This window comes from Streptomyces sp. NPDC029138 (assembly GCF_055564375.1).
In genome coordinates this window covers 17760-42766 of the sequence record NZ_JBVHWM010000029.1, presented here as the reverse complement: position 1 = coordinate 42766, position 25007 = coordinate 17760, and the positions used below count along the sequence as shown (strand labels likewise).

At 70.1% G+C, this 25007-nt stretch carries 26 protein-coding genes and 2 pseudogenes; 11 read left to right on the top strand and 17 right to left on the bottom strand.

Features of this window, described 5'->3' with window-relative positions; all coding sequences use genetic code 11:
- The first annotated feature begins 43 nt into the window (after positions 1 to 43).
- The 5 genes from ACZ4WH_RS22615 (at position 44) to ACZ4WH_RS22595 (ending at position 3463) form a co-directional block, all read left to right on the top strand.
- Positions 44 to 499, top strand: a complete 456-nt coding sequence (locus ACZ4WH_RS22615) for a hypothetical protein (RefSeq protein ID WP_468183110.1) — start codon at positions 44 to 46, stop codon at positions 497 to 499.
- Position 500: 1 nt separating this feature from the next.
- Positions 501 to 1157, top strand: coding sequence for a GTP cyclohydrolase I FolE (gene folE / locus ACZ4WH_RS22610; protein WP_468183108.1), 657 nt, complete (start codon positions 501 to 503; stop codon positions 1155 to 1157).
- A gap of 49 nt (positions 1158 to 1206) precedes the next feature.
- A complete protein-coding gene (locus ACZ4WH_RS22605) occupies positions 1207 to 1563 on the top strand; it encodes an ArsC/Spx/MgsR family protein (RefSeq protein ID WP_468183106.1) in 357 nt (118 codons plus the stop codon).
- Between the two features lie 313 nt (positions 1564 to 1876).
- Positions 1877 to 2197, top strand: a complete 321-nt coding sequence (locus ACZ4WH_RS22600) for a hypothetical protein (protein ID WP_468183104.1) — start codon at positions 1877 to 1879, stop codon at positions 2195 to 2197.
- Between the two features lie 519 nt (positions 2198 to 2716).
- On the top strand, positions 2717 to 3463 hold the full coding sequence (locus tag ACZ4WH_RS22595) for a phosphotransferase family protein (RefSeq protein WP_468183102.1): 747 nt from the start codon (positions 2717 to 2719) through the stop codon (positions 3461 to 3463).
- Between the two features lie 82 nt (positions 3464 to 3545).
- Here ACZ4WH_RS22595 and ACZ4WH_RS22590 read toward each other — a convergent pair.
- Positions 3546 to 4341, bottom strand: a protein-coding gene (locus ACZ4WH_RS22590) for an IS5 family transposase (RefSeq protein ID WP_468183198.1) whose coding sequence is annotated in 2 segments (ribosomal slippage) — positions 3546 to 4145 and positions 4147 to 4341 — 795 coding nt in all. Because the reading frame shifts where the segments join, the coding sequence is not laid out codon by codon here.
- 140 nt (positions 4342 to 4481) lie between these two features.
- Entirely contained in the window at positions 4482 to 4892 is a 411-nt protein-coding gene (locus ACZ4WH_RS22585) for an Imm10 family immunity protein (protein ID WP_468183100.1), read from the bottom strand.
- 134 nt (positions 4893 to 5026) lie between these two features.
- On the opposite strand from ACZ4WH_RS22585, the gene ACZ4WH_RS22580 reads away from it, so the two are divergent.
- Together ACZ4WH_RS22580 and ACZ4WH_RS22575 are read left to right on the top strand one after the other, a co-directional pair.
- Positions 5027 to 5734: a hypothetical protein gene (locus ACZ4WH_RS22580; RefSeq protein ID WP_468183098.1), complete on the top strand. Its 708-nt coding sequence runs from the start codon at positions 5027 to 5029 to the stop codon at positions 5732 to 5734.
- A 595-nt stretch (positions 5735 to 6329) separates the two neighbouring features.
- The gene (locus ACZ4WH_RS22575; RefSeq protein WP_468183096.1) at positions 6330 to 6998 is read left to right on the top strand and encodes a class I SAM-dependent DNA methyltransferase; all 669 of its coding nucleotides are present in this window, start codon (positions 6330 to 6332) and stop codon (positions 6996 to 6998) included.
- Positions 6999 to 7220: 222 nt separating this feature from the next.
- Here ACZ4WH_RS22575 and ACZ4WH_RS22570 read toward each other — a convergent pair.
- Positions 7221 to 8108: pseudogene (locus tag ACZ4WH_RS22570) on the bottom strand (MFS transporter); the annotation flags it as partial.
- Between the two features lie 240 nt (positions 8109 to 8348).
- On the opposite strand from ACZ4WH_RS22570, the gene ACZ4WH_RS22565 reads away from it, so the two are divergent.
- The gene (locus tag ACZ4WH_RS22565) at positions 8349 to 9800 is read left to right on the top strand and encodes an amidase (protein WP_468183196.1); all 1452 of its coding nucleotides are present in this window, start codon (positions 8349 to 8351) and stop codon (positions 9798 to 9800) included.
- 212 nt (positions 9801 to 10012) lie between these two features.
- Here the strand turns inward: ACZ4WH_RS22565 and ACZ4WH_RS22560 are convergent.
- Together ACZ4WH_RS22560 and ACZ4WH_RS22555 are read right to left on the bottom strand one after the other, a co-directional pair.
- A pseudogene (locus ACZ4WH_RS22560) lies at positions 10013 to 10225 on the bottom strand (dienelactone hydrolase family protein); the annotation flags it as partial.
- Positions 10226 to 10341: 116 nt separating this feature from the next.
- Positions 10342 to 10983 carry a carbonic anhydrase gene (locus tag ACZ4WH_RS22555; RefSeq protein ID WP_468183094.1) on the bottom strand — a complete coding sequence of 214 codons (642 nt, stop codon included), beginning with the start codon at positions 10981 to 10983 and terminating at the stop codon, positions 10342 to 10344.
- A 1084-nt stretch (positions 10984 to 12067) separates the two neighbouring features.
- Here ACZ4WH_RS22555 and ACZ4WH_RS22550 point away from each other — a divergent pair.
- Both ACZ4WH_RS22550 and ACZ4WH_RS22545 read left to right on the top strand, forming a co-directional pair.
- A complete protein-coding gene (locus tag ACZ4WH_RS22550; RefSeq protein WP_468183092.1) occupies positions 12068 to 12556 on the top strand; it encodes a hypothetical protein in 489 nt (162 codons plus the stop codon).
- Positions 12557 to 12621: 65 nt separating this feature from the next.
- Entirely contained in the window at positions 12622 to 13173 is a 552-nt protein-coding gene (locus tag ACZ4WH_RS22545; protein WP_468183090.1) for a YciI family protein, read from the top strand.
- A gap of 138 nt (positions 13174 to 13311) precedes the next feature.
- On the opposite strand, the gene ACZ4WH_RS22540 is transcribed toward ACZ4WH_RS22545, so the two are convergent.
- The 4 genes from ACZ4WH_RS22540 to ACZ4WH_RS22525 all read right to left on the bottom strand — a co-directional run bounded on the left by ACZ4WH_RS22540 (position 13312) and on the right by ACZ4WH_RS22525 (position 16652).
- Positions 13312 to 14115, bottom strand: a complete 804-nt coding sequence (locus tag ACZ4WH_RS22540; RefSeq protein WP_468183088.1) for a tetratricopeptide repeat protein — start codon at positions 14113 to 14115, stop codon at positions 13312 to 13314.
- Positions 14116 to 14855: 740 nt separating this feature from the next.
- Positions 14856 to 14978 (bottom strand): hypothetical protein, encoded by a 123-nt coding sequence (locus ACZ4WH_RS22535; RefSeq protein WP_468183086.1) that lies wholly within the window; start codon positions 14976 to 14978, stop codon positions 14856 to 14858.
- A gap of 98 nt (positions 14979 to 15076) precedes the next feature.
- On the bottom strand, positions 15077 to 16381 hold the full coding sequence (locus ACZ4WH_RS22530; protein ID WP_468183084.1) for an MFS transporter: 1305 nt from the start codon (positions 16379 to 16381) through the stop codon (positions 15077 to 15079).
- Positions 16382 to 16406: 25 nt separating this feature from the next.
- On the bottom strand, positions 16407 to 16652 hold the full coding sequence (locus tag ACZ4WH_RS22525) for a hypothetical protein (protein WP_468183082.1): 246 nt from the start codon (positions 16650 to 16652) through the stop codon (positions 16407 to 16409).
- Positions 16653 to 16787: 135 nt separating this feature from the next.
- On the opposite strand from ACZ4WH_RS22525, the gene ACZ4WH_RS22520 reads away from it, so the two are divergent.
- Complete coding sequence (locus ACZ4WH_RS22520) at positions 16788 to 17762, top strand: GlxA family transcriptional regulator (protein WP_468183080.1); 975 nt, start codon at positions 16788 to 16790, stop codon at positions 17760 to 17762.
- A 142-nt stretch (positions 17763 to 17904) separates the two neighbouring features.
- Here the strand turns inward: ACZ4WH_RS22520 and ACZ4WH_RS22515 are convergent, their stop codons facing one another.
- From ACZ4WH_RS22515 to ACZ4WH_RS22480, 8 genes are all read right to left on the bottom strand, one after another.
- Complete coding sequence (locus ACZ4WH_RS22515) at positions 17905 to 19071, bottom strand: epoxide hydrolase family protein (protein ID WP_468183077.1); 1167 nt, start codon at positions 19069 to 19071, stop codon at positions 17905 to 17907.
- Between the two features lie 373 nt (positions 19072 to 19444).
- Positions 19445 to 20059, bottom strand: a complete 615-nt coding sequence (locus ACZ4WH_RS22510) for a TetR/AcrR family transcriptional regulator (RefSeq protein WP_468183075.1) — start codon at positions 20057 to 20059, stop codon at positions 19445 to 19447.
- A gap of 98 nt (positions 20060 to 20157) precedes the next feature.
- Positions 20158 to 21051 carry an SAM-dependent methyltransferase gene (locus ACZ4WH_RS22505; protein WP_468183073.1) on the bottom strand — a complete coding sequence of 298 codons (894 nt, stop codon included), beginning with the start codon at positions 21049 to 21051 and terminating at the stop codon, positions 20158 to 20160.
- The gene (locus ACZ4WH_RS22500; protein ID WP_468183071.1) at positions 21030 to 21683 is read right to left on the bottom strand and encodes a cysteine hydrolase family protein; all 654 of its coding nucleotides are present in this window, start codon (positions 21681 to 21683) and stop codon (positions 21030 to 21032) included. Before ACZ4WH_RS22500 ends, ACZ4WH_RS22505 begins: the two co-directional genes overlap by 22 nt.
- On the bottom strand, positions 21680 to 22813 hold the full coding sequence (locus tag ACZ4WH_RS22495) for an isocitrate/isopropylmalate family dehydrogenase (RefSeq protein ID WP_468183069.1): 1134 nt from the start codon (positions 22811 to 22813) through the stop codon (positions 21680 to 21682). Before ACZ4WH_RS22495 ends, ACZ4WH_RS22500 begins: the two co-directional genes overlap by 4 nt.
- Positions 22810 to 23346, bottom strand: a complete 537-nt coding sequence (locus ACZ4WH_RS22490) for an EF-hand domain-containing protein (protein WP_468183067.1) — start codon at positions 23344 to 23346, stop codon at positions 22810 to 22812. Before ACZ4WH_RS22490 ends, ACZ4WH_RS22495 begins: the two co-directional genes overlap by 4 nt.
- 240 nt (positions 23347 to 23586) lie before the next feature.
- Entirely contained in the window at positions 23587 to 24210 is a 624-nt protein-coding gene (locus tag ACZ4WH_RS22485) for a histidine phosphatase family protein (protein ID WP_468183065.1), read from the bottom strand.
- Between the two features lie 185 nt (positions 24211 to 24395).
- Entirely contained in the window at positions 24396 to 24923 is a 528-nt protein-coding gene (locus ACZ4WH_RS22480; protein WP_468183063.1) for a GNAT family N-acetyltransferase, read from the bottom strand.
- Between the last annotated feature and the right edge of the window lie 84 nt (positions 24924 to 25007).

Below are 25007 nucleotides of genomic sequence, written 5' to 3'. Positions count from 1 at the left end.
TCCTCCGGCTGCCAGTCACCACCGTTCCCTTTTGGAGTTCCCCATGGACATCGCCGCACTGATCACGTGGGTGGTCACCGCTCTCGGCGGTTTCTACATGCTCGGCACCTGGATCCAACGCGGCGGCATCCGCCAGCAGCAGACCGGCACCAGCCGCCTGCCCGCGCCCGCCGTCTTCGGCCACTTCGCCCTGGCCGCGATCGGACTGGTGGTGTGGATCATCTACATCGTGGCCGACAAGAGCGCGCTCGCCTGGACGTCGTTCATCCTGCTGCTGCCGGTCGCCGTCCTGGGATTCGTGATGCTGGCCCGCTGGATCCCCGTCTATCGCGACCGCGCCGCGGCCGGTACGGCCTCGGCCGCCGCGGGCCCGGGAGCCGAAGGTGCCGTGCCTGCCGAACGGCACTTCCCGGTCGCGGTCGTGGTGGCACACGGTCTGCTCGCGGTGGTCACCCTGGTCCTCGTCCTGCTGACCGCCCTGGGTGTCGGAGGCAGCTGACATGAGCGAGCATCCCCACCGCGCCACCGCCCGAACAGAGGCACACGGCGAAGAAGAGAAAGCGCCCGCACGGCCCGCCCTGCGGGTCGTCCACGAGCCCGGGGCGATCGACCTGGCCGCGGCGGAAGCCGCGGCCGGGCAGTTCCTGACCGCCCTCGGCATATCCACCGCCTCGGAAAGCCTTCGCGGCACGCCGGGCCGGATGGCCCGCGCGTATGCCGAGCTGTTCAGCCCCCGTCCCTTCGACCTGACCACCTTCCCCAACGACGAGGGCTACGACGAACTCGTCCTGGCCCGCCGTATCCCCGTCCGGACCGTCTGCGAGCACCATCTGCTGCCGGTCGTCGGCACCGCACATGTCGGCTACCTGCCCGGGGCCCGGATCCTGGGCCTGTCCAAGCTCGCCCGCGTCGTCGAGCACTTCGCCTGCCGGCCCCAGGTGCAGGAGCGCCTGACCAAACAGGTCGCCGACTGGCTCCAGACCCACCTGCAACCCAAGGGCGTCGGCGTGGTCATCGAGGCCGAACACGCCTGCATGACCCTGCGCGGCGTCCAGGCCGGCGGCTCCAGCACCATGACCTCCGCCCTCCTCGGCCTGCTGCGCTCCGACGCCCGCTCCCGCAGCGAATTCCTCGCCCTGACCGGCGTGACCTCCTGACCCATCGCGCCACACCCGGACCGGCCCGACAACGGAAGATCAGCAACGCATGGAAATCTGGATCAACCCGGCCTGCTCCAAGTGCAGCTCCGCCCTGTCCCTGCTGGATGCCGAAGGCGCTCAGTACACCGTGCGGCGCTACCTCGAACAGCCACCGACCACGCAGGAACTCGAGGAGGTCCTGGACCGGCTGAAGTTGGAGCCGTGGGACATCACCCGGCTCACAGAACCAGCCGCGGACGAACTGGGCATGGAAACGTGGCCGCGGAACGCCGCGCACCGCGATCGCTGGATCAAGGCCCTGGCCACCCAGCCCGTTCTCATCCAGCGCCCGATCATCACCGCGGACGACGGGACGGCTGCTGTGGGCCGATCACCGGAGGCCGTACGGTCGGTCCTGCGCTGAGAGAGCCTCCTGTCGCTGTCGATGCCGGCCTCATGTGATCCACCGGCGGGCTGCCGACCGGACGCCGACCGTCGCGCATGTCGAGCACGGCCCTGCCGGCTGTGGTCACGCCGGCACCGCGGTTGGACGCTCGCATCCGCATGCTGGTGAAAGGGCTACGGCGTCGGCGGGACCGTGCCCCGTACCCACCGCTGGGTCCTGACCGACCCCCACCATCGCCCCCCTCTCAGCGGGCCCGGGTGATGGGGAACCCCGGCGAGGCTCGTGGGACGTACTGGACGTAACGGAATGGCCGCCGCCTCGTTCATCCGGCATGATCAGTACGCGATCCCTGCCGGCCCTGGCCGTGCTCGCAGCCCTCCTCGGCCCTGTCCCCGGCGCCTACGCCGCGAGCCTGGCACCAACCAGCGGTCCCCCGGTGCCCGCAACCGGCTCACAGCAGTTCCCCGCACTCGGCCCACACCCCGTCGTCGTGGACGAGGCACTGGTGCAGCGCATCCGTAACGCCATCGCCCACGGGCAGAACGTCATCGACATCGACGGCAGGCGGTACCGGATCGAGCTTGTCGCTGTGCCCGGTCCCGACACGGTGTTCGTCGACGGCCAGTACTTCCGGCTGATCCCGGCCGCCTAGGACTTGCCGGGCCGATCATCACAGGCAAGGCTTCTGGAGCAGGGTGTCGACAGCACCCTGCGCCACCACTCCACAGAAGTTGAGCCGGAACCAGGGCCCCACGGTCGTGCGTCGGCTTGGTCTGATGTCCCCGACCTGAGAGGTGGCGGGCGCTCCATTCCCATCGCTGTTGCCATGAGCCGCACGCTGGGGCCCAACGGACGTTGTAATGCCTGGCGTTGGTGGTGTACCGCCGTAGTAGAGCCTGACGACCCTGCCGCACGAGGAGTACCGCGCCCCTGTGTAGGGAGTGAAGTCCGCACTTGTGCTTCGGCGGAATCCCACCGATGTTTTTGCCGCCATCGGGTGGGTAGCGGTCGCGCTCTTAGCACGACTGCGCGGCCAAAAAGTGGTGGGCTTGGCCTGGTCAGAGGTCGGTGTCGTGCACGAGGCCGCCTGGTAGCGGGACGCGGTCAGCCGCGTCATCGCATGCGATAAACCCGGCGACGTCGGTGGTCATCCCCGGGATACTGGTCGGCCATGGATGAGGTCGAAGTCGTCGTCGCCCATTCCGAGCGCGCGACCCTGCGCGTCGGCGACGTGTTCCTGAAGGTGGACGCCGATCAGGGGCGCATCGACGTCGAGGTCGAGGCGATGGCCCTGGCGCCGGTCCCGACCCCGGAGATCCTGTGGTGTAAGCCTCCGGTGCTCGCGATGGCTGCACTCCCGGGGACGACGCTTGGGCGCCTCGGCGGGCCGTCGACCGGGTCGCCGGCGGCGTGGGCCGCGGCGGGCGCCGCCATCCGAAAGCTGCATGACGCGCCGTTGCCGGCCCGGCCCGGCCGGGCCGGCCGGAGCAGCGTCGCGCTGGCGGCGGAACTCGACGACGAGTGCGAGTTGCTCGTGACGAACGGCGTCCTGCCCGCCGACCTGGTCACCCGCAACCGCCAGGTCGCCGAGGCCGCGCTCCGACCTTGGACTCCGGCGTTCACGCACGGCGACCTGCAGATCGACCACGTCTTCGTCGACGGCGACGAGGTCACCGGCATCATCGACTGGTCCGAGGCGGGCCAGGGTGATGCCCTGTACGACCTCGCCACCTTCACGCTCGGACACGAGGAGCACCTCGAGGACGTCATCGCCGGCTATGGCATCGACATCGACCTCGACGTGATCCACGCGTGGTGGTCGTTGCGAAGCCTGCTGATAGTTCGCTGGCTGATCGAGCACGGCTTCGACCCCTTCGCGCCGGGCTGTGAGGTCGACGTGCTGAGATCCCGGATGTGAGGCCGGGCGGGCCCGACTGCCACGTATGCGTTCTGACGCATCGAGCAGGCCGTCCCCCGGGGCGCAAAGCCTGCCCTTACTCTCAACAAAATGCGGTCAACAGTCGTCGCCAGCAGATGACGGCGCAGCCAAGGCTGACGAACGCGTGATGAATGTCGTCGCGGATCTCCCAGCGGATGCGCAGGCGGCGGAACCAGTGCAGCAGCGCGATCGCTTCTTCCGTGACCCAGGGGTACACGCCCAGGCCGGAGCCGTGCCCGGTGCCGCGCCGGGCGAGGTGCGGGGTGATCTGGAACCGGCGGACCTTGTCCCGGTAGACCTCGTGGTCATGGCCGCGGTCGGCGTGCAGGTGCTTGGGGCGGCGCAGTGGCTGTCCGCGCTTGCCGCGGATCGGCGAGACGTCCTGGATCAGCGGGATCAGTTGGGTGACGTCGTTGCGGTTGCCGCCGGTGGTGATTGCCGCGAGCGGGATGCCGTGCGCCTCCACGATCAGATGGTTCTTGCTGCCGGCCTTGCCCCGGTCCACCGGGGACGGACCGGTGGCCGACCGGCCCTTCATCGCGCGGACGTGGCTGGAGTCGACCGCTGCGCGGGAGAAGTCCAGCAGGTCTGCGGCCCGCGGCTCGGACAGCAGCAGCTCGTGCAGGCGCTGCCGGACTCCGGCCTCGTCCCAGTCCCTCAGCCCGTCGCCATCGGGTCATCCCCGAGCCGAAGCCCAGCTCCTGGCTCAGATACTCCCAGCGGATCCCGGTGTACAGCACGAACAGGATCCCGCACAGCACCTTGCGACCATCCAGACGCTTACGACCTGGACGCCGCGGATTACGCGGGACAGCCGGCAGCAGCGGCTCGATGCGCGCCCACAACTCGTCTTCGATCTTCCACGGTCTGGCAGCGGTCTTCCTCGTCTCGACTGGCTCGCACCCCCTCGGCCAGCATCACCGAGAACTGACACCCCGTCATTCCTGGAGGCCCAGATGCCTCATCTTTTAGGAGTCGTTACCGTCAGCGCAGACAGTCAGACCTCGACGCGTTCTGGACGTGCATCCTCCCGTCCGTAAGCCAGCACCTGCGGCAGGACCTCGCGGAACCTGGCGATGTCCTCGGTCGGTGCTTCGAGGACTGCTTCGATCTCCGTGTCCTCCAGGCCCAACGCCGCCAGTGCCGACGCGTCCAGGGAGACGCGCAGAACGTGGCCGCTCAGCACCGCCGTTCGCACGCATCCGTATGCCGTGCCCTGATTAGCCGTGACCAGGCAATGTGTGTCCATTGCGAGTGACATCTCCTGGTCGTCCGGCTCCGTACCGTCGCACATGAACAGCATGACGAAACCGCTGCCGTCCTCCCCTTCTGCGACACCGGCCTCCATGAAGTCACCGTCGGGGTCTGTCTCCGCGCCAGCCGCACGTGCCACGAACCGATAGGTCATGAACGAGTTCTATCAGTGCCTCGACCGGCCTGTGACGACCGGCCACGGCCATAAGAAGCGGCGTCCTGGAAGTCGTGACGGGGTGACGTCGGTTCCCGGGGCGGTGGGTAGCAACCGGGTGCGAGGATGCTGTCGTGCTGGATGCGATCGACGCGGTGGACTGGGGTGCCATACCGGGCCATCCCGACTGGTATGAACCGGCTCGTGCCGAGCGAGGTCTGCGGACCCTGGCCGATGCGGCGAATCTGGTGGAGGCGGCGGAGGCCGGCTCGCTGCTCGGCGGCGGCGGAATCGTCCACGGTCACAGTGCCGCGGTGTTTCCGGCGGCCGCGGTCGCCACACCTCTCCTCCTGGACATCGCTCAGCAGGGTCACCCGGCGGCCCGGGACACTGCGTTGGGGCTGGTCGATGAGGCGCTGTCGTCCTATCCCCACGCCGAGTACACGCGGGTTACGACGGCCTACGGCACAGCGGTCCCGATCTGCTGTGCCATCGCCCACCACCTGCGAGCCCGCACACCTCTCCTCGCCGGACTGGGCAAGCGAGGCAGGGCGCTGCTCGCTGATGCGGCCGAGCACTGGCGCTTCGAGATCCGAGAGTGCGTCGCCGACGGCCATGACACGGCAGCCTTCGGGGCCCTGGTCGGCCGTTTCCCGGGCGGTGTGCACGCGGCGGAACTGCACCTCGGCGGTGAGATCGCCGTGCTGGACGAGGTTGCCCTCGAATACCCCACTGTGGAGGGCTCTCTCGAGGCGTGCCTGCGGGTGAGGGGACGGCGTCCGGGCGAACTGCCGCCCGGCGCCGTCCTGATTCCGGCGGTGTGCGGTGACCGCGTGCACTGACCGGGTTTCTTTGCTTCATAGGCCCTGCGGTGCAGGGGCCACCGTCTGCCGTCGTGGCATGGCGAGACGCCTCCGCAAGGGACCGAGGCATCCAAGGGTGAATAAGGCTTCGTGGATGTTGTCAGGTATCGCCCAGCGGATCCGCAGGCGGCGGAGTCAGGGCAGATGGGCGAAGGCTCGCTCCGCGGCCCACCGTGGGACGGGGATCCGGTCACTGAACGGAAGTACGAGCTCCATGGGGAGCAGGGATCTACGCGGTCGGACATGACTCACATCGTTCCTTGAGCAGCCTCGCCGGTGATGCTCGGCACGATGGACATGGTCCGTACGGTGCGGAGCGAGGCAGCGAACGTTGGCTCAGGTGTCCATCGCGCGGCGGACCGATTCCTCGATGCCGTGCAGCGCATCGCTACCGAGGACCATGCGGCGTAGCGGCCTCGCCGGCCACGTTGGCCGGGCAGCTCGCCGGTCACGTCAGCGCGCTCGCAGTGCTGGGCCCCCCAGAGCACCCGACACAGCCGAGCCATGATCGACGGCTTGGGGCGTTGACCGCTGTACCAGTCCCAACACCGCCGCGCTGTCCTATCGTTGGGTGATGCGCGCACATCCTATTGACCGCCCAGCCGATCTCGACGTGGTACGTGAGTCCTACGACCGGGTGGCCGACAACTACGCCCACATGGTGCTGACGACGGGAGTCGGTGACATCCGTAGCCATCCATGGCTCAAGGCATCAATCGACGCCTTCGCTGACACCGTGAGCGAGCTTGGTCCTGTCCTCGACGTCGGCTGCGGGCCCGGAACGGTGACCGCCTACCTTGCCGAACGCGGACTCGACGTGTCCGGGGTGGATCTCTCTCCTCGGATGATCGAGAACGCGCGCCGTCTTCATCCGCAATGCCGCTTCAGCGTCGCCTCTGCCACCGACCTCGACCTTGATGAAGCGTCTCTTGGCGGCGTGCTCGGGTGGTGGTCACTGTTCAACCTCCCCCGTGACGTCCTTCCTCAGGTTCTCGCCCTGTTCGCACGCGCGTTGAAGCCTGGCGGACACTTCATCACCGCAACACACGTCGGCGACGGGGACTTTGTGCGCACCGAGGCCTACGGAGGTGTACCCGTTCGTTGGACGACACACAAATGGCGGCCGGAACAACTCGTGGACCTGATCGAGCAGGCTGGACTGCGCCCGGTCGCCGAACTTCGGCTCCCTGCGGATGAGCAGAGCGGGCCGGGTCTGGTCGTCATGGCCAAGCGACCCGGCTGAGGATCAGGCATCGAAAGACGCCACAGGGTCTCGTGCCGGGCAAGGCTCCTCCGGACGGTTGCGGCGCCGGTTGAAGGTAGTGCTCCGGCGGGCGGCAGTCGGTGCGGCGACCGCGCCGGAGCGGGTACCCGTCACGATCATGGCCGAGGATCAGGAAGTGGATGAGTTCTGTGCCGGAACCCCGTTTTCGGTGAACGGGGGCATCCCCTACCTGATCCCTTCCTAGTCCGTGGCGGCGGGTTCGGGCAGGCCGTCCAGGCGGGTACCGGGGACGGCCGGCTGTCGTTCCTCGTGCCTGCCCAGCGCCGCGAGGGTCAGGGTCACGGTGACCGAGGCGGCGGCCATCAGCGTCATCGCCGTGGCCGGGGAGGTCAGTTGGGCCAGCGTGCCCGCGAGTGCCGCGCCGACGCCCTGGAGGGCGGACATGCCGGTGGCGTGCAGGCCGAGGGCCCGGCCCGCGAGGTCGCTGGGGGGTGAGGGACATCAGACGTTCTCGCAGGACCAGGCTCGCGGCGAAGCCGACGGAAGCGACGGTGACGGCTACGGCCGACAGCGCCGCTCCCGGCCGTAGCACGAAGAGCAGGTAGGGAACCGCCAGCAGCCGGCGCAGCGGGGTCGCGAGACGGGGGCGCATCCCGGGCGGCACCAGGCGGCCCACCGCCATGTCGCCCAGGAACATGCCCAGCGCCCCGAACGCGTACAGCGTGCCGGCGACTCCGGGGGCGTAGGAGGCGTAGGAGGCGTAGAGCGAATCGCTCCCGACCATCGGGCCGTTGGGGACCCACAGGCCCAGGTAGGTCAGGCGGCGGGGGCGCGAGGACCACAGGAGGGCGTTGGTGCGCCAGGTCGCCGAGACTGACGGGCGGCCCAAGGAGCGCGGCGGGCGGCGGGCCGTGAGACCCAGGCGGGTGACGAGGGCCGACATCAGGTACAGCGCCGCCGCGAGGAGCAGACAGTCCGGGGGGGGACAGTAGCGCCGGCAGTGCGCCGCCCGTCGCGAACCCGGCCACCTGGACCAGGCCCAGAGCATGTTGAACACCGAACGCCCAGGACGTAGCCGTCGTTGGACAGGATCTGGTTCAGCAGTCCCCCGCGTACTCCCCCGGCATCGGGGGCCAGTACCGGTGACAGGAGCCGTAATCGGGGGATCCACTAGCCGGCCCGGCCCTGCGGCTCCCGCGCTCCCGCGCTCCCGCGCTCCCGCGCTCCCGCGCTCCCGCGCTCCCGGCAGAGGGTGGCCCGGGAACGGCCACGTTCGTGAGGTCGGACAGCTGGCCGCGTATACCGGGCTAACCCATTGTGTGAAGCGGCATTTTATGGCCTCTTCCAGTGGCCGATACGGTCGGATTCATGGAGTGGAATTGTGCGACGGCCGAAAAACTGGCGGCTGCATTGCGTGCCGGTGAAGTGACCTCGGCGGAACTGACTGACGACGCGATCACCCGTATTGAGCGGGACGACAAGGCGATCAACGCGATATGTGTGCCGGACTTCGAGCGTGCGCGGGCCGCCGCGCGCGGCGCCGACCAGGCGCGCGCCCGCGGTGAGGACCGGCCGCTGCTCGGCATTCCGGTGACGGTCAAAGAGTCCTACAACATCGCCGGGCTGCCCACGACCTGGGGCATGCCGCTGCACCGGAACTACCTGCCGGCCGAGGACGCGGTGCAGGTCTCGCGGCTCAAGGCCGCGGGCGCGGTGGTGCTCGGTAAGACCAATGTGCCCTTTGGGCTGCAAGATGTGCAGAGCTTCAACGAGATCTACGGCACCACCAACAACCCGTGGGACCACCGCCGTACGTCGGGCGGATCCTCCGGCGGCTCGGCGGCGGCCCTGGCGTCCGGATTCGGCGCGCTGTCCATCGGCTCCGACCTCGCCGGTTCGTTGCGCACCCCCGCGCATTTCTGCGGCGTTTACGCGCACAAGCCGACACTCGGGCTGGCGGCGAGCCGCGGCATGGTCCCGCCGGCGGGGCCGACCCTGCCGGTCGAGCACGACCTCGCCGTCGTCGGTCCGATGGCGCGCACCGCTCGCGACCTCACGCTCCTGCTCGACGTCATGGCCGGACCGGACCCGCTGACGCTCGGTCTGGCGTACCACCTGACGCTGCCGCCCGCGCGCCACGAACGGCTCCGCGACTTCCGGGTCCTGGTCCTCGACGAGCATCCGCTCATTCCGACCGGGTCCGCCGTGCGGGCGGGCGTGAACCGGGTCGCCGAGGCGCTTGTCGACGGCGGTGCCCGCGTCGAGCGGGACAGTCCGCTGCTGCCCGATCTGACCGAAGCCGCGGTGCTCTACACGCAGTTCCTGTTTTCGGGCTCCGTTGCACGTTTTCCCGTCGAATCGTACGAGCAGTTGCAGGCCCGCGCCGCCGGACTGAGCGCAGACGACCGGAGTCTCGATGCGGCGCGGCTGCGCGGCATGGTGTTCAGCCACCGCGACTGGATCCAGTCGAACAGCTTTCGCGAGCTCCACCGCCATGGCTGGCGGCAGTTCTTCGCCGAGTTCGACGCCGTGGTGTGTCCCATCACGCCCACTCCCGCGTTCCCGCACGACCACAACCCCGACCTGATGAAACGTCGGATCGACATCGACGGCGTCGCGTACCCGTACTTCGACCAGCTCGTCTGGGCCGGTCTGGCCACCATGCCCGGTCTACCCGCCACCGCCATACCAGCGGGCCTGTCCCCCGAGGGTCTGCCGGTGGGAGTGCAGCTCATCGGCCCGATGTTCGAGGACCGCACGCCGCTGCGGCTGGCCGAACTGCTCGAGCAGAAGATCGGCGGCTTTCAGGCACCGAAGTAGGGCGGGCTACCTGGGTGCCCGCCGAGGGCGAGGTGAAGGTCGTCGCGGCAGGTCAACGGCGTGCACTTCATCGTTGGCCCTACGAACCACGGGGTAGCGCAGCGCAGTTGAGACGGCCCGCCGACGGAGTGGTCCGAGAACCAGCGGGGAAGGCGCAGGTCACAGAGCCGCCGCGTGAGGCCGCCTGCGGGACCGCACACACCTTGCAGGGCTCATTCCGTCTCGGGCAGGCACTCTGCGAGCTGGTCGACGATGTCACGACAGGCTCGCTGCGCGTCCTGCGGGTGGTAGCCGACGCCGGGGAGCAGGGTCTGGTCGATCGGCCGGTCGTGGAAGGCGTGCAGGGCTTCGCGTAGGCCATGAGGCGCCAGTCGACGCCCGCGGCCCTGCGTCTCGGCGGCGAGGGCGTCCCGTTGCTCAGCGGGATGCCCCTCCAGGCAGCCGCAGGGTGGAACGGACGCCGAGCAGGAAGCCGACGCCGACCAGGAGGCTGGCGGCGTCCGCGACGTAACCTCGCACTGAGTAGCCGCGGGTGGGGCGGTCAGGATGCGGTGGGGACCGCCGCATCGAGACCGCGGGACGCGACGAGCTGTGCGCTGCCGTCGGCCAGGCGGTAGCACAGGCCGACCACGGCGGCCTGACCAGCGGCAACCTTCTCAGCAAGTACCCGGGAACGGTCCAGCAGCAGGTCGACGGTGTGCCTTACGTGCTCGGCGAGAATCTCCTGCGGCTCCACCCGCCCGGCGGCCCGCGCTGCCAGCACGCTGGGAGTCACCCGCTCGACGACGTCCCGGACGTATCCGGTCGGCGCCATGCCGTCCTCCAGCGCCGCGCACGCTGCGCCGACCGCGCCGCACGAGTCGTGACCGAGCACCACGACCAGCGGGCAGCCCAGCACGTCCACGCCGTACTCGATGCTGCCCAGCACTTCCGCGCCCATGACGTGGCCCGCGGTGCGTACCACGAACAGATCTCCCAGGCCGCGGTCGAAGATGATCTCGGCTGCCAGCCGGGAGTCGGAACACCCGAACAGCACAGCGAAGGGTTGCTGGGCCGGTGCGATCTCGGTGCGGCGGGTGGCGTCCTGGTTCGGGTGCTCGGGGATGCCGGCGACGAAGCGCTGGTTACCGGCCAGCAGCAGCTCGAAGGCGTCGCGGGGCGTCGGGGTCTGGATCTCGGTCATGGCCGCAGCCTACGAGCTGGCATCAGCCGACGCATCGCCTGGTCCGCCGGAGCTCGCCGAGTCGGGCGACGCTGAGGGCCTGGGCAGCACTCCAAGGCGCCAGGCCAGAGCGGCCTCGATACGGAACCTCAGGGCGCGGCGCAGCTGCCCCGCCCCGTACGCCCGGGCCACTACGGGCTCCGGAAACGCCGCCTGACCACCACCGTCCACAACCGTGTGCTCGTTCTCCACGCCCGCACAACGAGCGAGGCGCTGCTCGCGCTGTCCGCCGAACGAGGGCCCGGCCTGCGGTCCTGGCCCGGAGAGACAACGGCACGCTGATCTTTCTGCCGAGCGGGGCGGGGCCGTCGGCCCGCAGCGCCGGCGGCTTCCTGGAGAGCTTGCCTTGCCGGAGCTGGTCAAGGCCGGTTGCGCCGGCCGGGCCCGTGGGGGTTCGGCAGAGCCGGCCGACGAGCGACGGGGTGGTGCCAGGCTCGGGGAACGGGTCGCCGCTGTCGATGAGGACCGTCGGGGAGCCGGTGAATCCGGACCGCTCGGCCGTGGCCCGGTCAGCGACCACCCGGGGGGCGCAGTCTGTGGTGTCCAGCCCGGTGTCCGTAAACGCCTGCCGCAGCCGTTCGTCGGCCTGGTGCTTCCGGGTCCGGGCGGTCGGCGACCGGGGACCGTCCGACTGGACACCGGTAGGACCCCAAGTCGAGTGCACCTGACGGGACGGCTGCACGCCCCCGAGTCCGGCCTGAGGGCTGCTGCGCCATGATCTTGGCGGGTGACGGAGCACGCCTTGTTCACCCAGCACGCGCGATGCCGAGTACGGCGTGATGGACACCTCGCCGGCTCGATGCGGGCGCGGACCTTGCGGTGCCGGGCGATCGATGATGCGGTCGGCGGCCGGCTTGGACACGCCGAACAGCGGCGGAGCTGTCGCGGGAGCAGGTTGCCCCGAGATCAGCTTGCTGGACTGGCGCGTGACGCAGTGGTCTCCGCGCGCGGGCGCTGATTATGATCCGCGGACGCACAGACACAAGGAGGGCACGTGCCACACGAGGCAGTGGACGTCCGGCACATTCAGATCGCGTCCAGGTGTATGGGCAAGACGATCTGCTGGGCGATCGGACTGCTTGTGTGGCTGGCGTTCTGCGCCGAGTTGCTGCGGGAAGCCTGGCACCTGGAACCCTGGCGCCGTGTTCCGTTCTGCACGCTCGCGGCGACTGGGGCATACGTCGCTTGGAGACTGGGCCTGTGCGCACGCATCGAGGCAGACGAAACGACACTGACTCTGCGAAACCGCTTCTCCCGGTGGCACATCCCCTTCAGCGATATCGCTGACATGACGTGGCTGCCCGGACAGGGACCTCTGCTCCGGCTCAACAGCGGTCCCAGCGTCCGCCTCGACGCCTACGCCGGCTGGCCGGCCGGACCCACCGATCGGCAGCAGGTGCTGGCACAGATCATCACTGCGCGTCACAACGAGCTGGCCGGCACTGCGACGGCGAGCCGCCGAACCCCGGCCGGCGGTGTCGCCGAGCTGCTCCTCGCGGCCGTATGGGTGTGGTGCTCCGTCGTTCTCTGGTGAGACCCACGTCGACTCCCAGGGAAATCCGATCGACCTGGTTACCTCCTCGCAGAGATCCTTCGGGCATGGAGTTCATCTGCTACCACCGCGACCGGCCCGGCTCTATGCCGCTGCGCTACGCGCTGTCGGAAGCGCATTGGTCCTACATGGACCGGTACGCGAAGGAGATGATCGCCCGGGGTCCGACCCTCGCCGACGACGGCGACACACCCACCGGCAGCGTGCACATCGTCGACCTGCCCGATCCCGCCGCTGCCCGCGCGTTCGCCTTTGACGAGCCCAACTACCAGGCCGGCGTCTACCGGGACGTGCTGCTGCGACGGTGGCGCAACACGCTGGGGCGCACCATGTGGGACTTCCCCGGCGGCCGGACCGGTGGCAATCGGTACCTGGTGCTCGGACTCGGCACGGGGCAGGCCGCAGACCTTGCGGTTCCGTCCGACCAGGACGAGCTGATCGCTTACGGGCCGCTGCTGTCCGACGACGGCGCCACCTGGCTGGGCACGGCGGCGTTGGTCCGCGCGCCGGCCCCGGACACGGCACGTACCATCCTGACCCCGGACCGGTACGCCGACATCGAGGTGCACAACTGGCAGTTCGGTGGGCGCCCGTCGTAGTCGGGGATGTCCGCGATCCAACCGCCGAAGCTTTTCGGAGCGCTCAGCATGCTCGTGTTCCGAACGGCCTCACGGCTGCAATCGGTGCCGTGGGGCCGAGTGGTTGTACCACCAGCAGACCAGGACCTGCTGAACGCTTCAGGTTCGGCTGCCGCCCAGGACCGTGCCGATCAGCGCCTCCGCCGACCCGGGGTCTCCGGCGAGTCGCCCCGCTTCGCGGATCTGCTCCTCGTCCAGGGCCCCGGCCTTCGCCAGCTGGATCGCCTCGTGGATGCCGTTTCCGTCGCCGTGCGCGAGCATGACGAAGAACCAGCGCACTGCCTGCACCGGGTCCGGCGTGGTACCGAAGCCGTCGCGATACCAGCACGCTGCGGCGTTCATCGCCCCCGTGTGCCCACGCTCGGCAGCCCAGACGTACCAGCGCAGCGCTTCCTCGTCCCGGTCCAGCGCCGACAGCCGGTCGGCGAGGACCGCGCCTGCGGGCACGATCCCCTCGCGTGCGGCGGTCTCGAACAGTCGCAGGGACTCGTCGGTGTCGTCGGTCAGCTGGGCGAGGTTGAACATGCCGTAGGCGTCCCCGCCCTCGGCGGCCGCCCGGAACAACTCAGCGGCACGCGCGCGGTCCTCCTCGACGCCGAGACCCGTCGCGAGCATGTGCCCGTAGGTGCGCTGTCCGGCCGGGAGCCCGGCCTCGGCCGCCGCACGGGCATAACGCACGGCCATGGGCAGGGCCGACTCGTCGAAGTACTCCAGGTAGATCCCGGCGAGCAGTGCGGCGGCCTCCGCCGACCCGCCGTCCGCCAGTGGTACAAGCTCGACGGTCACCCGGGTCGCCAGTTCGGCACCCTCCGCGCTGCCCTCCATGGCAGCCCGGACGAAGGCGTGTCCCGCGCCCACCCAGTCCCCGGCCTCGGCTGCCCTGCGCCCCTCGTCCAACTGCATGCGGGAACCCTATGTCATCGTCCGGTGGGTCATGCTCGGAGCCATAACCCGACTGGAGCGGTGGTGACGGTGCCGTGGAAAACGTAAGCACTCCTGGGGGCGTGCGAGGTCAGGGGGTGACGACGTGACGTGAAAGGATTCGTCCGTGGCGGTCACGTTGGGACTCGGTCGCACGTTGAAGGTGCGGTCGACGTTGGCGCCTTCGCGAACGCGGGTGCGCAGCATCGCGCGCCGACCTCATGAGGAGAACCCATCGCGCGTCGCCTCGCCTGGTGGCTCGTTCACTTGAGCCGGACCCGCGTTCTCAGTGCGGGGTGCGGGTGCGGGATGCCTCGCGCTTCGGGCATTTGTTCGCAGCGACCGCACGCTGGGAGACAGGAGTGCGGCAAGGGTGGCGCTGGTGATCAGGCCCGCGCACACCAGCAGCATCCGGTCGGTGCCGAACGTGTCGGCGGCGGGTCCTGCCAGGACGGGGCCGAGCGGGGCGAGAGCGAGAGAGCCGAGCCAGTCGTAGGAACTGACCCGCGACAGGGTCTCCTCGGGGACTTCACGCTGGATGGTGGTGGCCCACAGCACGCCCAAGAAGTCCAGGCGGACACCGGCAGCGCAGGTGCCCGCGGGGACAACCCACAGGGCACCAACTGCGGAGTCAACCCGTCCATCGCGGGAGAGAAGAGGGCGTGCGTTGTCGAACAGGCAGGCCGACGACGCGCTGGCCGACGCCTGAGGCGGGTCGTTCCTCAGCCCAATTCCGTCACCACTCCCGAGACCTCACGGCCGGCGCGGTCGGTACAGGTTGCGGGCGGCCAGTCGAGGTTTCCTCGGGTGAAGCCCGCGGCGTGCGGATGGAGCAGGTCTTCCATGGCCAGTCCTGTGACCCCGGCTTCGCGGTCCCGGACAGGATGGCTCGCACGAGTACTCCTTTTCTGGTGTGCGGTGAGAGAGGTGGGACGTGGATACGTCAGTGGGTCTTCGAGGGGGAATCGTCGCCGCTCGTGGGTGAGCGAGGTGTGACAGCCGGCCCCGCCTCCCGCGGGGACGCGGTGTCGCGGGCCGTGGGCCCGTCGGTATGTGACCGGGCCGCGTGGACCAGTGCGAGCAGCGACAGAGAGCCGACGAACGCGACGTAGAGAAAGCTGGTGGTCCTCAGACCCCATGCCGGTGCCAGGAGGCCGGCCGCGAGGGCGGGAAGACTGAGCGCCGCGTAGCTGACGACGTACACGGCGGAGAACACCTCCGATCGTGACCGCGCGGCGGTGACCTCGCCGATGGCGCGGAGGTTGCCGTTGTAGGTCAGTCCGACCCCCAGCCCCGCGACGACGGCCCCGCACGCGTAGACGGCCGGGGACGGCACGGCGATGGCCACCGCCAGTCCGGCCGATCCCAGGGTCAGAAGGAGGGCGCCCAGCAGGGTGGCCCGCCGCACCGTGTGCCGGGCGGACCAGATGCCGCCCGTACCGCCGGCGAGGAACAGCGCGGCGATGTCGAGCCCGCCCGCGGCTCCCCAGGTGACGTGGAGGACGCCGGCGACCACGGAGGGGGTCAGAGCGAGGAACAGCCCTGTGACGGACCAGCCCGCCACGAGAGCGGGTACGGCGGCCCGGAACCGGGGCCGGGAACCGTGCGGAATCCGCACCCTCGCGCGGAGCCGGGGCGGCGCGCCGGCCGGCGGTGCGACTGTCTCGGGGATGTACCACACCGCCGCCGCGAGGAGCAGGAATACGCAGGTGAGTACGGCGAAGACGTAGGTGTCCGGGTGGGTGAGCGACTGGACCAGCAGCCCCACCACCGCGGCGCCGGCGGCCAGGCCGACGCTCGTCCCGACCGCCGTCACCGTGGTCCCCGCATGCGGGCGTCTCGCCGGGGAGAAGTCGACCAGCCCGGCGGCCAGCCCTCCGATGGCGGTTCCGGTGGCGACGCCCTGCACCGTCCGTGCGATCACCAGGGACAGGACACCGCCGGCCGTCCAGAAGATCGCCGTACTGACCGCCGCCAGCAGGAGCGCGGCGAGCAGCACGGGGCGGCGGCCCAGGCGGTCGCTCACCGGGCCCAGGGTCAGCAGGGCTCCGAGCAGCCCCACGACGTACATGGCGAAGACGACCGTCACCATGGTGACCGAGAAGTCCCAGCGCTCCCGGTACAGGGGATAGATCGGGGAGGGTGCGCTCGCGGTCGCCATCAGTACGACGGTGGTGACCGTCAGCACGCCGAACGCGGCGCGTCGGCTCAGACGACGAGGGGTGCGGCGAGAACGTGGCGGTTGCATCGACTCGATCCTGGCTGCTGCCGGGTCACCGCGGCCGGGGAGCATTGACGATGCGCTCATTGACGGTGCCGTAAGTGGTGTCCGGGCGGTCTTTGAGGCCGTCGACGAATGCCTTGAGGAATTCCTTCGTGAAATCCCCGCGCGGATGAGCGGCGACGACCTCGTCCAGCTGGTCGCTGTCGTGAAACATCGCCCTCTCCGAGAGAAACTCCGTGGCCTCCGCGACAGCCGAGGTATCGGGTATTTCCACCCCTGCGATGATGTCGCTCATGATGTCCATGCTTTCCGGCGCGATGTGCTACGAGTGGACCGTGCGTCCGTTCTCCACGGTGCCGACCACGCGGCCCCCGGCGCCGCCTCGGTCCGGCCATGAACCACTCGGATCCAGCCACCCCGGGATGGCCCTGTGAGCGCCGACACGCATCGAGTAGCGATCCTCGTCTACGACGGGGTCAAACTGCTGGACGTCGTCGGCCCCGCCGAAGTCTTCGGGGAAGCGAATCTTCTCGGTGCCGACTACCGGATCGACCTGGTGTCGACGACGGGTGCCGACGTCGCCTCCTCGATCGGCATGCGGATCGCCGTCGACGGCAGCGCCGCCACGGAGCCGGACCCCGACACCTTCCTGGTACCGGGCGGAGACGTCTACCCCAGGACCCCCGTCACGCGCGATCTGGTCGAAGCCGCCAGGGATCTCTCGGCCCGTTCCGGCCGGGTCGCCTCCGTGTGCTCCGGTGCCTTCGTCCTGGGCGCGTCCGGCCTTCTGGACGGCAAGCGGGCGACCACCCACTGGAAGATCACGAGCGAACTCGCCGCCCGGCACCCGAAGACCCGCGTCGAACCCGACGCCATCTACGTGCGCGACGGGACCACGTACACCTCGGCGGGAGTCACCGCCGGCATCGACCTGGCGCTCGCTCTCGTCGAGGAGGACCACGGTCCCGACGTGAGCCGGGAGGTGGCCCGCTCCCTGGTGGTCTACCTGCAACGGGCGGGCGGTCAGTCACAGTTCTCCGCTCCCCTCCAGGGTCCGCCGCCCCGGTCGCCCGCCCTGCGCAGGGTCGTCGACCTGGTGACGGCGGATCCCGCCGGCAACTATTCCCTCGCCGAACTCGCCGGACGTCTCAACGTCAGTACGCGCCACCTCACGAGGTTGTTCCGGGAGGAACTGCACACCACGCCGGCCCGGTACGTCGAGTCGATCCGGTTCGACATCGCGAAGTCGCTGCTCGACCAGGGGTACACCGCGACGCAGGCGGCGTCCCTGGCCGGCTTCCCGAGTTACGAGAGCCTCCGCCGCGTCTTCGCGCGGGAGTTGTCGATCTCTCCCGCCGCCTACCAGCGCCGGTTCGCCACCGCCCGCCGCGCCCATGCCGAGTAGCGTCCGACCGGCGGGGCCGGTGGGGGTGCGTCGCGGTCACCACGCCTGGTCGTTCGGGGTGGCCCCCGGTCCCCGGCGTGGAGCTGCCTGCGAGCTGACGCGCTGCGCGCGGCTCAGCTGTGGATGCTCGACGCTCGGTGCGTCACGCGCCGGGGCGCGGAACCGGAGGCGAGGGGGAACGGTGGTCACGGAAGAATTCGGTGATGTCGTGGGCCAGCAGGGCGGGTTCCTCGTGGGCGGCGAAGTGTCCGCCACGGGGCATGCGGGTGTAGCGCGTGAGGTTGTAGGTGCGCTCGGCCCAGCTCCGTGGCGGCTGGCTCAGGTCGGCGGGGAACAGGGCGAGAGCCGTGGGGACGTCCACCCGCCGCACCCGCCGGGTGAGGTTGTGCGCGTACTCGTAGTAGGGCCGGAACGAGGTGGAGATCGTGCCCGTGAACCAGTAGAGGGACGCCTGGGTGAGCAGGAAGTCGTCGCTGAAGCGTGAGGACAGGTCTCCCCCGCAGTCGCTCCACGCGCGGTACTTCTCCATGATCCAGGCCAGCAGGCCGGCAGGTGAGTCGGTCAGGGCGGGGGCGAGGGTGAGGGGGCGGGTGTTCTGCTGGTGCATGTAGCCGCCTTCCTGTGCCTGCCAGGCCGCGACGGAGGCGAGGTAGGTCTCTTCCTCGGGGGTGAGTCCGGCCGGGTCCTGGTCGGCCGGGGCCGCGGCGGCGAGCAGGTGGATGCCGACGACTACCTCGGGGTGGGCCTCGGCGAGCCGTGAGGTGATGCCTGCGCCCAGGTCTCCGCCGTGCGCGGCGTAGTACCGGAAGCCGAGTTCGTCGTGCATCAGCCGGTGCCAGAGGTCGTGGGTCTGTTCGGCTCCGGTGAGCGTGGGCCGCTGTGGTGAGAAGGTGAAGCCGGGCAGCGAGGGGACGATCACGGTGAAGGCGTCCTCGGTCCTCCCTCCGTACCGGGAGGGAGTGGCCAACCGCTCGGCGAGGGCGGTGAGTTCCAGGAAGGAGCTGGGCCAGCCGTGGGTGAGCACGATGGGCAGCGCGTCCGGGTGTTCGCCGTCGTAGCGGAGGTAGTGCACGGGCGTGCCGTCGACGTCGACGAGGTGGGAGGGCAGGGCGTTGACGGCGGCCTCGTGTGTCCGCCAGTCGTAGCCGGAGGCCCAGTGGGTGACGAGGCGACGGAGTTCCGCGATGTCGGTGCCGGCCTCCCAGCCGCTGACCGGCCAGGGCTCGGGCCACCTTGTGGCGCGCAGCCGGGCGCGGAGGTCGTCCAGTTCGGCGTCACTGACCTTGATCAGGGGTGTAGCGGTCGGCACGGTGTTCTCCTCGGTGTGCTGCGTGTGCGGGCCCGGCGGAGGCGGTGTCGGCCGCTTCTTCGCGCGCGGCCGGCGGTACGGCGCGGGCGGCGCCCGCCAAAGTGATGGATACGGGCATGAGGGCGGCGACGACCAGGAGGGCCGGTGCCAGGGCGGGCCGCTCGGCGAGGAATCCGATCAGCGGCGGGCCGCAGACGGAGCCGCGGTATCCGATCGGTTCGCTCGCCGATCTGCGACAGCCGGGACACCCGCGTCGCTGCGGCCAGGGCCAGGGCGGGGAATACCAGGTACGTCGACCGTGGGGCCGTCGTGGTCTCACGCGAGCACATGCCGCCGGCGGAAACGTTCACGTCCCTGCCGGCGGCCGGGGCTTTCACGTCCCCGGTCCGATGACCGGGCCGAGGGTCTGCACGATGGCCGCCCGCGTCGCCTCGCGCGGCTCCCGATCCGTCGACAGCAGCGCATGCATGATCATCCCTTCCAGCAGGGCGTCCAGGCGTGCGGCGGTCTCCGGTCCGGTGAAGCGGGCCAGTACGGCGCGGCTGGCCTTCGTCCACTCGTGCGTCAGCGCGCGCAGAGCGGGGTCGCGCAGCGCGGCCAGGTGCAACTCGAAGCCGAGGACGGCACTGCGGTGCCGGGACGGTCCCCCCTGGACGATGTCCACCAGGACGTCGATCAGGTCCTCGCGCGTTTCCACCTCGGTGAAGGGGGCTTCGTACTCGGCGGTCCGTTGTTCGACGTACCAGGAGAACGCCTGAGTCCGCAGGTCGGTCAAGCTCGCGAAGTGGTAGGTGACCGAGCCCAACGGTACGTCCGCGCGGGAGGCCACCTTGCGGTGCGTGATACCGGCCACCCCGTCCGCGACGAGTACGTCCAGCGCGGCGTCCAGGATCCGCCTTCTGCGCTGCGGATCGTGCCGCCGCGCCCGTCGTCCCGCGCGGGCTGCCGTCTCTTGGCCGTCGGGGGTTCCCGTTCCCGTCCCATCCATAAGAACAAAGTACGCTACGTAAGGAACAAGCGTTCTTATCGAGCTTCCACCCCGGGGACGCCTCCCGTCGACCAAGCCGGCCGGCCAGGCCCCCGGTGCTAGTCGGGGGCCGCGGCGAAGATCCAGCGGTTGGCCGCCAGGGCGTCGTTCGGCTCCGGGCGGGGGCCGCGGCCGTGTAGGGCGGTGAAGTCGTACGGGGTGTGGGCAGTCACCGTCCAGCCCTGTTCGGCGAGTTCGCCCGCCGAGTCGGGGCGCGGCTCGCCGTCGAACAGGGCGAGCAGGTCGATGCCGAGCCGCTGCCTCGCCGCGGTGTAGACCGGGCTGGCCCGCACCCGCGATGACTCGGTGATCTGTTTGATCTCGTAGGCCAGGGTGCTGCCGGGCGCACTCAGTCGGTCGATCGTGGTGACGAGGTGGCGCTCGGCCGCCGCGGGGAGGTAGAGCAGCAGCCCCTCGGCGAGCCATGCGGTGGGCGCGGCCGGGTCGAAGCCCGCGCCGAGCAGTGCCTCGGCCGAGTCGAGCTGGAGGTCGGCCGCGAGCGTCCGGCGCCGGGCCGTGGTGGTGGCGCCGGTCTGGTCGAGCACCGCCTGCTTGAACGCCAGCACCCCGGCGGTGTCCACCTCGTGGACCTGGCAGCCCGGCGGCCAGTCGAGGCGGAACGCCCGGCAGTCCAGGCCCGCCCCCAGCAGCACCACCTGCCGGACACCCCGGTGCGCCGAGTGGAGCAGGTGGTCGTCCAGGACGCGGGTGCGCAGGCCGAAGTAGCGGCCGAGGCGGCCCCACAGCGGGTCGGCCTCGCCGGCGGGCACCTGCTCCGGCCGGACCGGCCAGCCCGCCGAGGCCGGTGCCGCGCGCACGAAGTGCTCCGCGAAGGCGTCGCGGGCCAGGGCGTCGGGGCGATGGCTCTCGATGGCACGGGCCGCGGCCACCAGCAGGGCGGTACGGCCCACGCCCTCGGCCACACCGGCGTTCAGCCCGGTGGCAGGGCGCACGGCTCCTCCTCGGGTCGGGACACGGGTGCGGTCCAGGCCCGCGGGTCGTGCGCGGTGGTGGTCCGGGCGCCGTACACGACCCGCATGAACCGCAGTACGGCGTCGTACGGCAGGTGCAGCGCGGCGGTGCAGTCCGTCAGGACGGTCACGTGGAAGCCCTTCTGGAACGCCGTGCGGGCGGTGGAGTCCACGCACACGTCCGCGTACAGCCCGGCGAGGACCAGGTGTTCCACGCTCCGCGCGGCGAGGTGCTCCCCGAAACCGTCGGACAGGAAGGCGTCGAAGCAGGCCCGTTTGGTGAAGACCCGCTCGCCCGGGGCGGGGGCGAGCGCGTGGAACTCCGCGCCCCACGAGCCTTCCAGGCACTTGGGCCGCTTGCCGAGGGTGCGGTCCCTCAGCCGCCAGGCGGCGCCCTGGTACCGGGGATCGCCGACGAACCGTACGAAGACCACCTCCACGCCGCGCTCGCGGGCCTGGACCACCGCCCGGACACAACCGGCCACGGCCGCCTCCAGCACCGCCGGGTCCTTGTCCTTGCCGAACCGGGCCCGGGCCGTCGGGCCGGTGCAGAAGTCGTTCTGAAGGTCCACGACGACCAGGGCCGTCGTCCCGTCCGGTTCCCCGGCGGTCATGACCCGCCGACCAGGGCGGCGTCCTTCGGTGTCCCGTCGGCTCCGGGCACGTCGAGGCAGTCGAGCAGGGCGTCGACCACGGCGGTGGTGGAGTGCCGCCCGCCGAGGTCCGGGGTGCGTACGCCCCGCTCGTCCAGCAGTCGCAGGGCCTGCTCGGTGGCCCGTACCGCTCCGGGGCATCCGGCGTGGCGTTCCGCGACGAGCGCCGCCGCGCGGATCGTCGCCACCGGGTTGACGAGGTCGCGCCCGGCGAGGTCGTCGGCGGACCCGTGCACCGTCTGGTACTCGACCAGGCCGGACAGTCCGGGTGCGAGGCAGACGTTCTCGGTGCAGCGGTTCTCCTGCCGGTCCGAGCCGAACCGGTCGAGCAGCATGACGTGCATGATGTCGGCCCACTCGTTCCCGGCGACGATCAGCGTACGGTCGGGCAGGCCGTGGGTGATCAGGTTGCGGTTGACCGTGTCCGGCTGGAACAGGTCGACGCGTATGCCGAGCCGGTCCGCGAGGTCGGCCACCCAGGCGTCGAGGGCGCCGTCCAGCAGATGGAACTTGTACGCCATGACGATGCGGTCGGGGTGCCCGTCCGGCCATTCGTGCCGGGCTCGCCGCAGGGCGTAGGTGACCACGGCCTCGGTGATCTCCCGGCTGAAGGTCATGGTGCGGGTGACCTCGCCGGGCGTGTGCCGGTTGTCCCCGGTGTAGAACCCCTGGGCCTGGTCCCGCACCAGGAGCAGGGAGCGCCCGGCGTCGGCGAGGAGGTCGACCTTGACGGTGCGCAGCCGCTGCCTCACGAGGTAGAGGGACTGGGCGTTGATGGCGGTGCGGAAGACGGCCTCGGTGCCCTGCTCGGCGCGGGTGCGGCAGAACCGTTCGTAGTGGTCCGCGTCCTCGGCCGTCAGCGCACGGATCGTTGCCACGTCCCGTTCGGCGCGGAGTGAGACATAGGAGTGGTAGAGGCGGGGGGAGCGATCGATCGTCACGCCGTGCGGATGACCCGCGGTCAGCGCGCCGAGCACCTGCTCGAAGACGTCCGCGACCTCGGGTCCGGTCCCCCGGCCCACCGCGAGGCCGATGACGGGCTTGGTGGTCGGTAATTCCCCTGCCGGCGCGGGAACGTGGGGGCGGATCACCGGGCCGTGCCCCCGGTGAGGTGGTCGCCGGGGATGCCGGCCTTCTCCGGGCGGTAGTAGTCCCGGATGCCGTCCGCCCAGGTGATCACGGGGATGCGGTCGTCGTCGGTCGGCTCGAAGGCGTCGAACAGGGCGTCGATGTTGGGGCGTTGGAATCCGATGGCCGTCATCAGGGCGGTGAAGTGGGGACGCTCGACGAAGCCGTCGCCGTCCGGGTCACCCATGGCGGCCAGGGCGTCCGCGAACGCGTCGACCGTGGCGTCGAACCGCTCCGGGTTGAGCACCACGGAGGTGAACTCCTCGGCGCTGATCCGCCCGTCGCCGTTGGCGTCCAGCTCGTGAAGGAGCGTCTGCCAGTAGCGGCGGAACGCGTCGAGCATCTTGTGCTTGGCGTTGTCGCCGGCCTCGGGCACCGCCGCGATGACCCGCTTGCCCATCAGCTCGAAGTCGTCCACTTCCAGAACGCCGTTGCCGTCGGCGTCGAACAGGGAGAAGACAAGCTGGACGCGGTCGTTCGCCTCGGTGGTGGGCATGGTGTGTCACCTCTGCTGTCAGCGCTGTTGGGTGGGAACGCCGTCTGCTCCCTTGGCGGGCACCGGCGGCCCCTCCACTATCGGTGCGCCGCCGGGGGGCTGGGGGAGAAAGGGGGGTGCGTGCACACGAAAGAAGGGAATCGGATGGTCGGCGCATGAAGCGGCACCGTCTTGGAAAGCGGCGCCGTGCAGGGAGTGGCGCGGGGGTTCTGGGGGGTCGCGAGGGCCTGGCGGGCGTCTTCAGATGTGCAGCTCGGGGGGAAAGCCCGTCCAGCGCAGGTCGGCGGGCAGATGCCGCATGTCGTTGGAGACGAGGACGGAGGGGGCTCGACCGGGGGCGTAGCGGATGACCGTGAGTGCCGCGTTGCCGTGGTTGAGGCCCAGCCAACGCCACTTCGGTGCGTACAGGGCGTCCCGGACGAGCCAGGCGACAAGGAAGTTGTGGGTGACGACCAGTTCGTGCCGGTCCTCCTCGCCGTCCACCGGCCCGGTGAACAGGTCCAGCGCCCGGCGGGCCAGCGCGGGCCCCTGCTCCCGCTCCTCGTCCGTGGCCTCCGCGAGGAAACGGAGGTAGAAGTCCGCCGATTCTGCCGGGAGTTCGTCCCTCTCCGGTAGGCAGGGCACGTAGTCACCGGCGACTTCCGAGACGTGCAGAGGGACGTTGTTCAGGTGGTCGCCGATCAGGCGCGCGGTCTGCTCCGCTCGCGGCAGCGGACCGTGGTGCACAGCGGCAAAGGGGATGTCCCGGAGGCGTTGGCCGAGCAGTGCGGCTTGCCGCCGACCGGCCTGTGTCAGCCCGCTCTCGTCAGACGATGCCTCGCCGTGCCGGACGAGATACAGGTAACGCGTGGCCGTGCCGGTCAACTCAAGCTCCTCTGCACCCACTGGCGATCTTGTGCATCAATGGACGCTGGCTCCGGGTGTGCCAGTTCCCTGACCATCCACCAGCTCTTCATGCGGGCGGAGGTGCGCTCACCGTGGGAACGACCTGCGGTGGGAGGTGCTCCAGAGCCCACACTCGGAGCTCCGGTGAGGCCCCAACAGGCCGGTCAGCGCGGAGTTCCATCCGTCCAAGCGTTTCCGTGGTCTTCAGAGACCAGGCTCAGGTGGAGCCGCTCGCGCATCTGGGTGTGATCGCGGGGGCGCGGTGAACGCTCCCCAGTGGGGTGGAACCCCATGCGTTGGTAGAGGCCTCGTGCTGGCCTATTGCTATCCGCCACCGTCAACGAAACTGATCTGGCTCCGTGTCCCGCAGCGTGGTCGACCGCAGCGCTGATCAGTGCTTCTCCCACACCACGCCCACGCCAGGCCGGCGCCACCCAGATCGCGTCGAGCTGGCGTTCTTCGGTATGTGGGCCCAGTGGTGCCACCAACGCGGCGACGCCCACCGCCTGCTCTGCGGCCCAGGCCAGGAACCAGGCGCTGATCAAGATCCGCTGACGCCAGAACGCTTCGGGTCTTGCTGCCTCATCGGCCAAGGTGGAACCGAACGCGTCGGCGTCCATTGCCAGCGCGCGCAGACGAAGCGCCTTGAGCGTGATCCAGTCCCCGTCGGCAACCCGTTCGACCCTCAGCATACATACATGCTCGTGGCACCCTCAGGAGGACTTCTACGGAATTTCCCGCTGGGACTGACGACCGTGTCCAATTCTGCTGCTTCA

What these genes read in the sequence shown, in the direction of transcription:
- ACZ4WH_RS22600 (WP_468183104.1), top strand. Translation starts at nt 1,877, where the DNA reads ATGATCAGTACGCGATCCCTGCCGGCCCTGGCCGTGCTCGCAGCCCTC.
- ACZ4WH_RS22550 (WP_468183092.1), top strand. Translation starts at nt 12,068, where the DNA reads ATGGGCAAGACGATCTGCTGGGCGATCGGACTGCTTGTGTGGCTGGCG.
- ACZ4WH_RS22555 (WP_468183094.1), bottom strand. Translation starts at nt 10,983, where the DNA reads ATGACCGAGATCCAGACCCCGACGCCCCGCGACGCCTTCGAGCTGCTG.
- ACZ4WH_RS22540 (WP_468183088.1), bottom strand. Translation starts at nt 14,115, where the DNA reads ATGCAGTTGGACGAGGGGCGCAGGGCAGCCGAGGCCGGGGACTGGGTG.
- ACZ4WH_RS22605 (WP_468183106.1), top strand. Translation starts at nt 1,207, where the DNA reads ATGGAAATCTGGATCAACCCGGCCTGCTCCAAGTGCAGCTCCGCCCTG.
- ACZ4WH_RS22545 (WP_468183090.1), top strand. Translation starts at nt 12,622, where the DNA reads ATGGAGTTCATCTGCTACCACCGCGACCGGCCCGGCTCTATGCCGCTG.
- ACZ4WH_RS22500 (WP_468183071.1), bottom strand. Translation starts at nt 21,683, where the DNA reads ATGACCGCCGGGGAACCGGACGGGACGACGGCCCTGGTCGTCGTGGAC.
- ACZ4WH_RS22575 (WP_468183096.1), top strand. Translation starts at nt 6,330, where the DNA reads ATGCGCGCACATCCTATTGACCGCCCAGCCGATCTCGACGTGGTACGT.
- ACZ4WH_RS22535 (WP_468183086.1), bottom strand. Translation starts at nt 14,978, where the DNA reads ATGGAAGACCTGCTCCATCCGCACGCCGCGGGCTTCACCCGAGGAAAC.
- folE (WP_468183108.1), top strand. Translation starts at nt 501, where the DNA reads ATGAGCGAGCATCCCCACCGCGCCACCGCCCGAACAGAGGCACACGGC.
- ACZ4WH_RS22525 (WP_468183082.1), bottom strand. Translation starts at nt 16,652, where the DNA reads ATGAGCGACATCATCGCAGGGGTGGAAATACCCGATACCTCGGCTGTC.
- ACZ4WH_RS22530 (WP_468183084.1), bottom strand. Translation starts at nt 16,381, where the DNA reads ATGCAACCGCCACGTTCTCGCCGCACCCCTCGTCGTCTGAGCCGACGC.
- ACZ4WH_RS22595 (WP_468183102.1), top strand. Translation starts at nt 2,717, where the DNA reads ATGGATGAGGTCGAAGTCGTCGTCGCCCATTCCGAGCGCGCGACCCTG.
- ACZ4WH_RS22585 (WP_468183100.1), bottom strand. Translation starts at nt 4,892, where the DNA reads ATGACCTATCGGTTCGTGGCACGTGCGGCTGGCGCGGAGACAGACCCC.
- ACZ4WH_RS22615 (WP_468183110.1), top strand. Translation starts at nt 44, where the DNA reads ATGGACATCGCCGCACTGATCACGTGGGTGGTCACCGCTCTCGGCGGT.
- ACZ4WH_RS22565 (WP_468183196.1), top strand. Translation starts at nt 8,349, where the DNA reads ATGGAGTGGAATTGTGCGACGGCCGAAAAACTGGCGGCTGCATTGCGT.
- ACZ4WH_RS22510 (WP_468183075.1), bottom strand. Translation starts at nt 20,059, where the DNA reads ATGGATGGGACGGGAACGGGAACCCCCGACGGCCAAGAGACGGCAGCC.
- ACZ4WH_RS22490 (WP_468183067.1), bottom strand. Translation starts at nt 23,346, where the DNA reads ATGCCCACCACCGAGGCGAACGACCGCGTCCAGCTTGTCTTCTCCCTG.
- ACZ4WH_RS22480 (WP_468183063.1), bottom strand. Translation starts at nt 24,923, where the DNA reads ATGCTGAGGGTCGAACGGGTTGCCGACGGGGACTGGATCACGCTCAAG.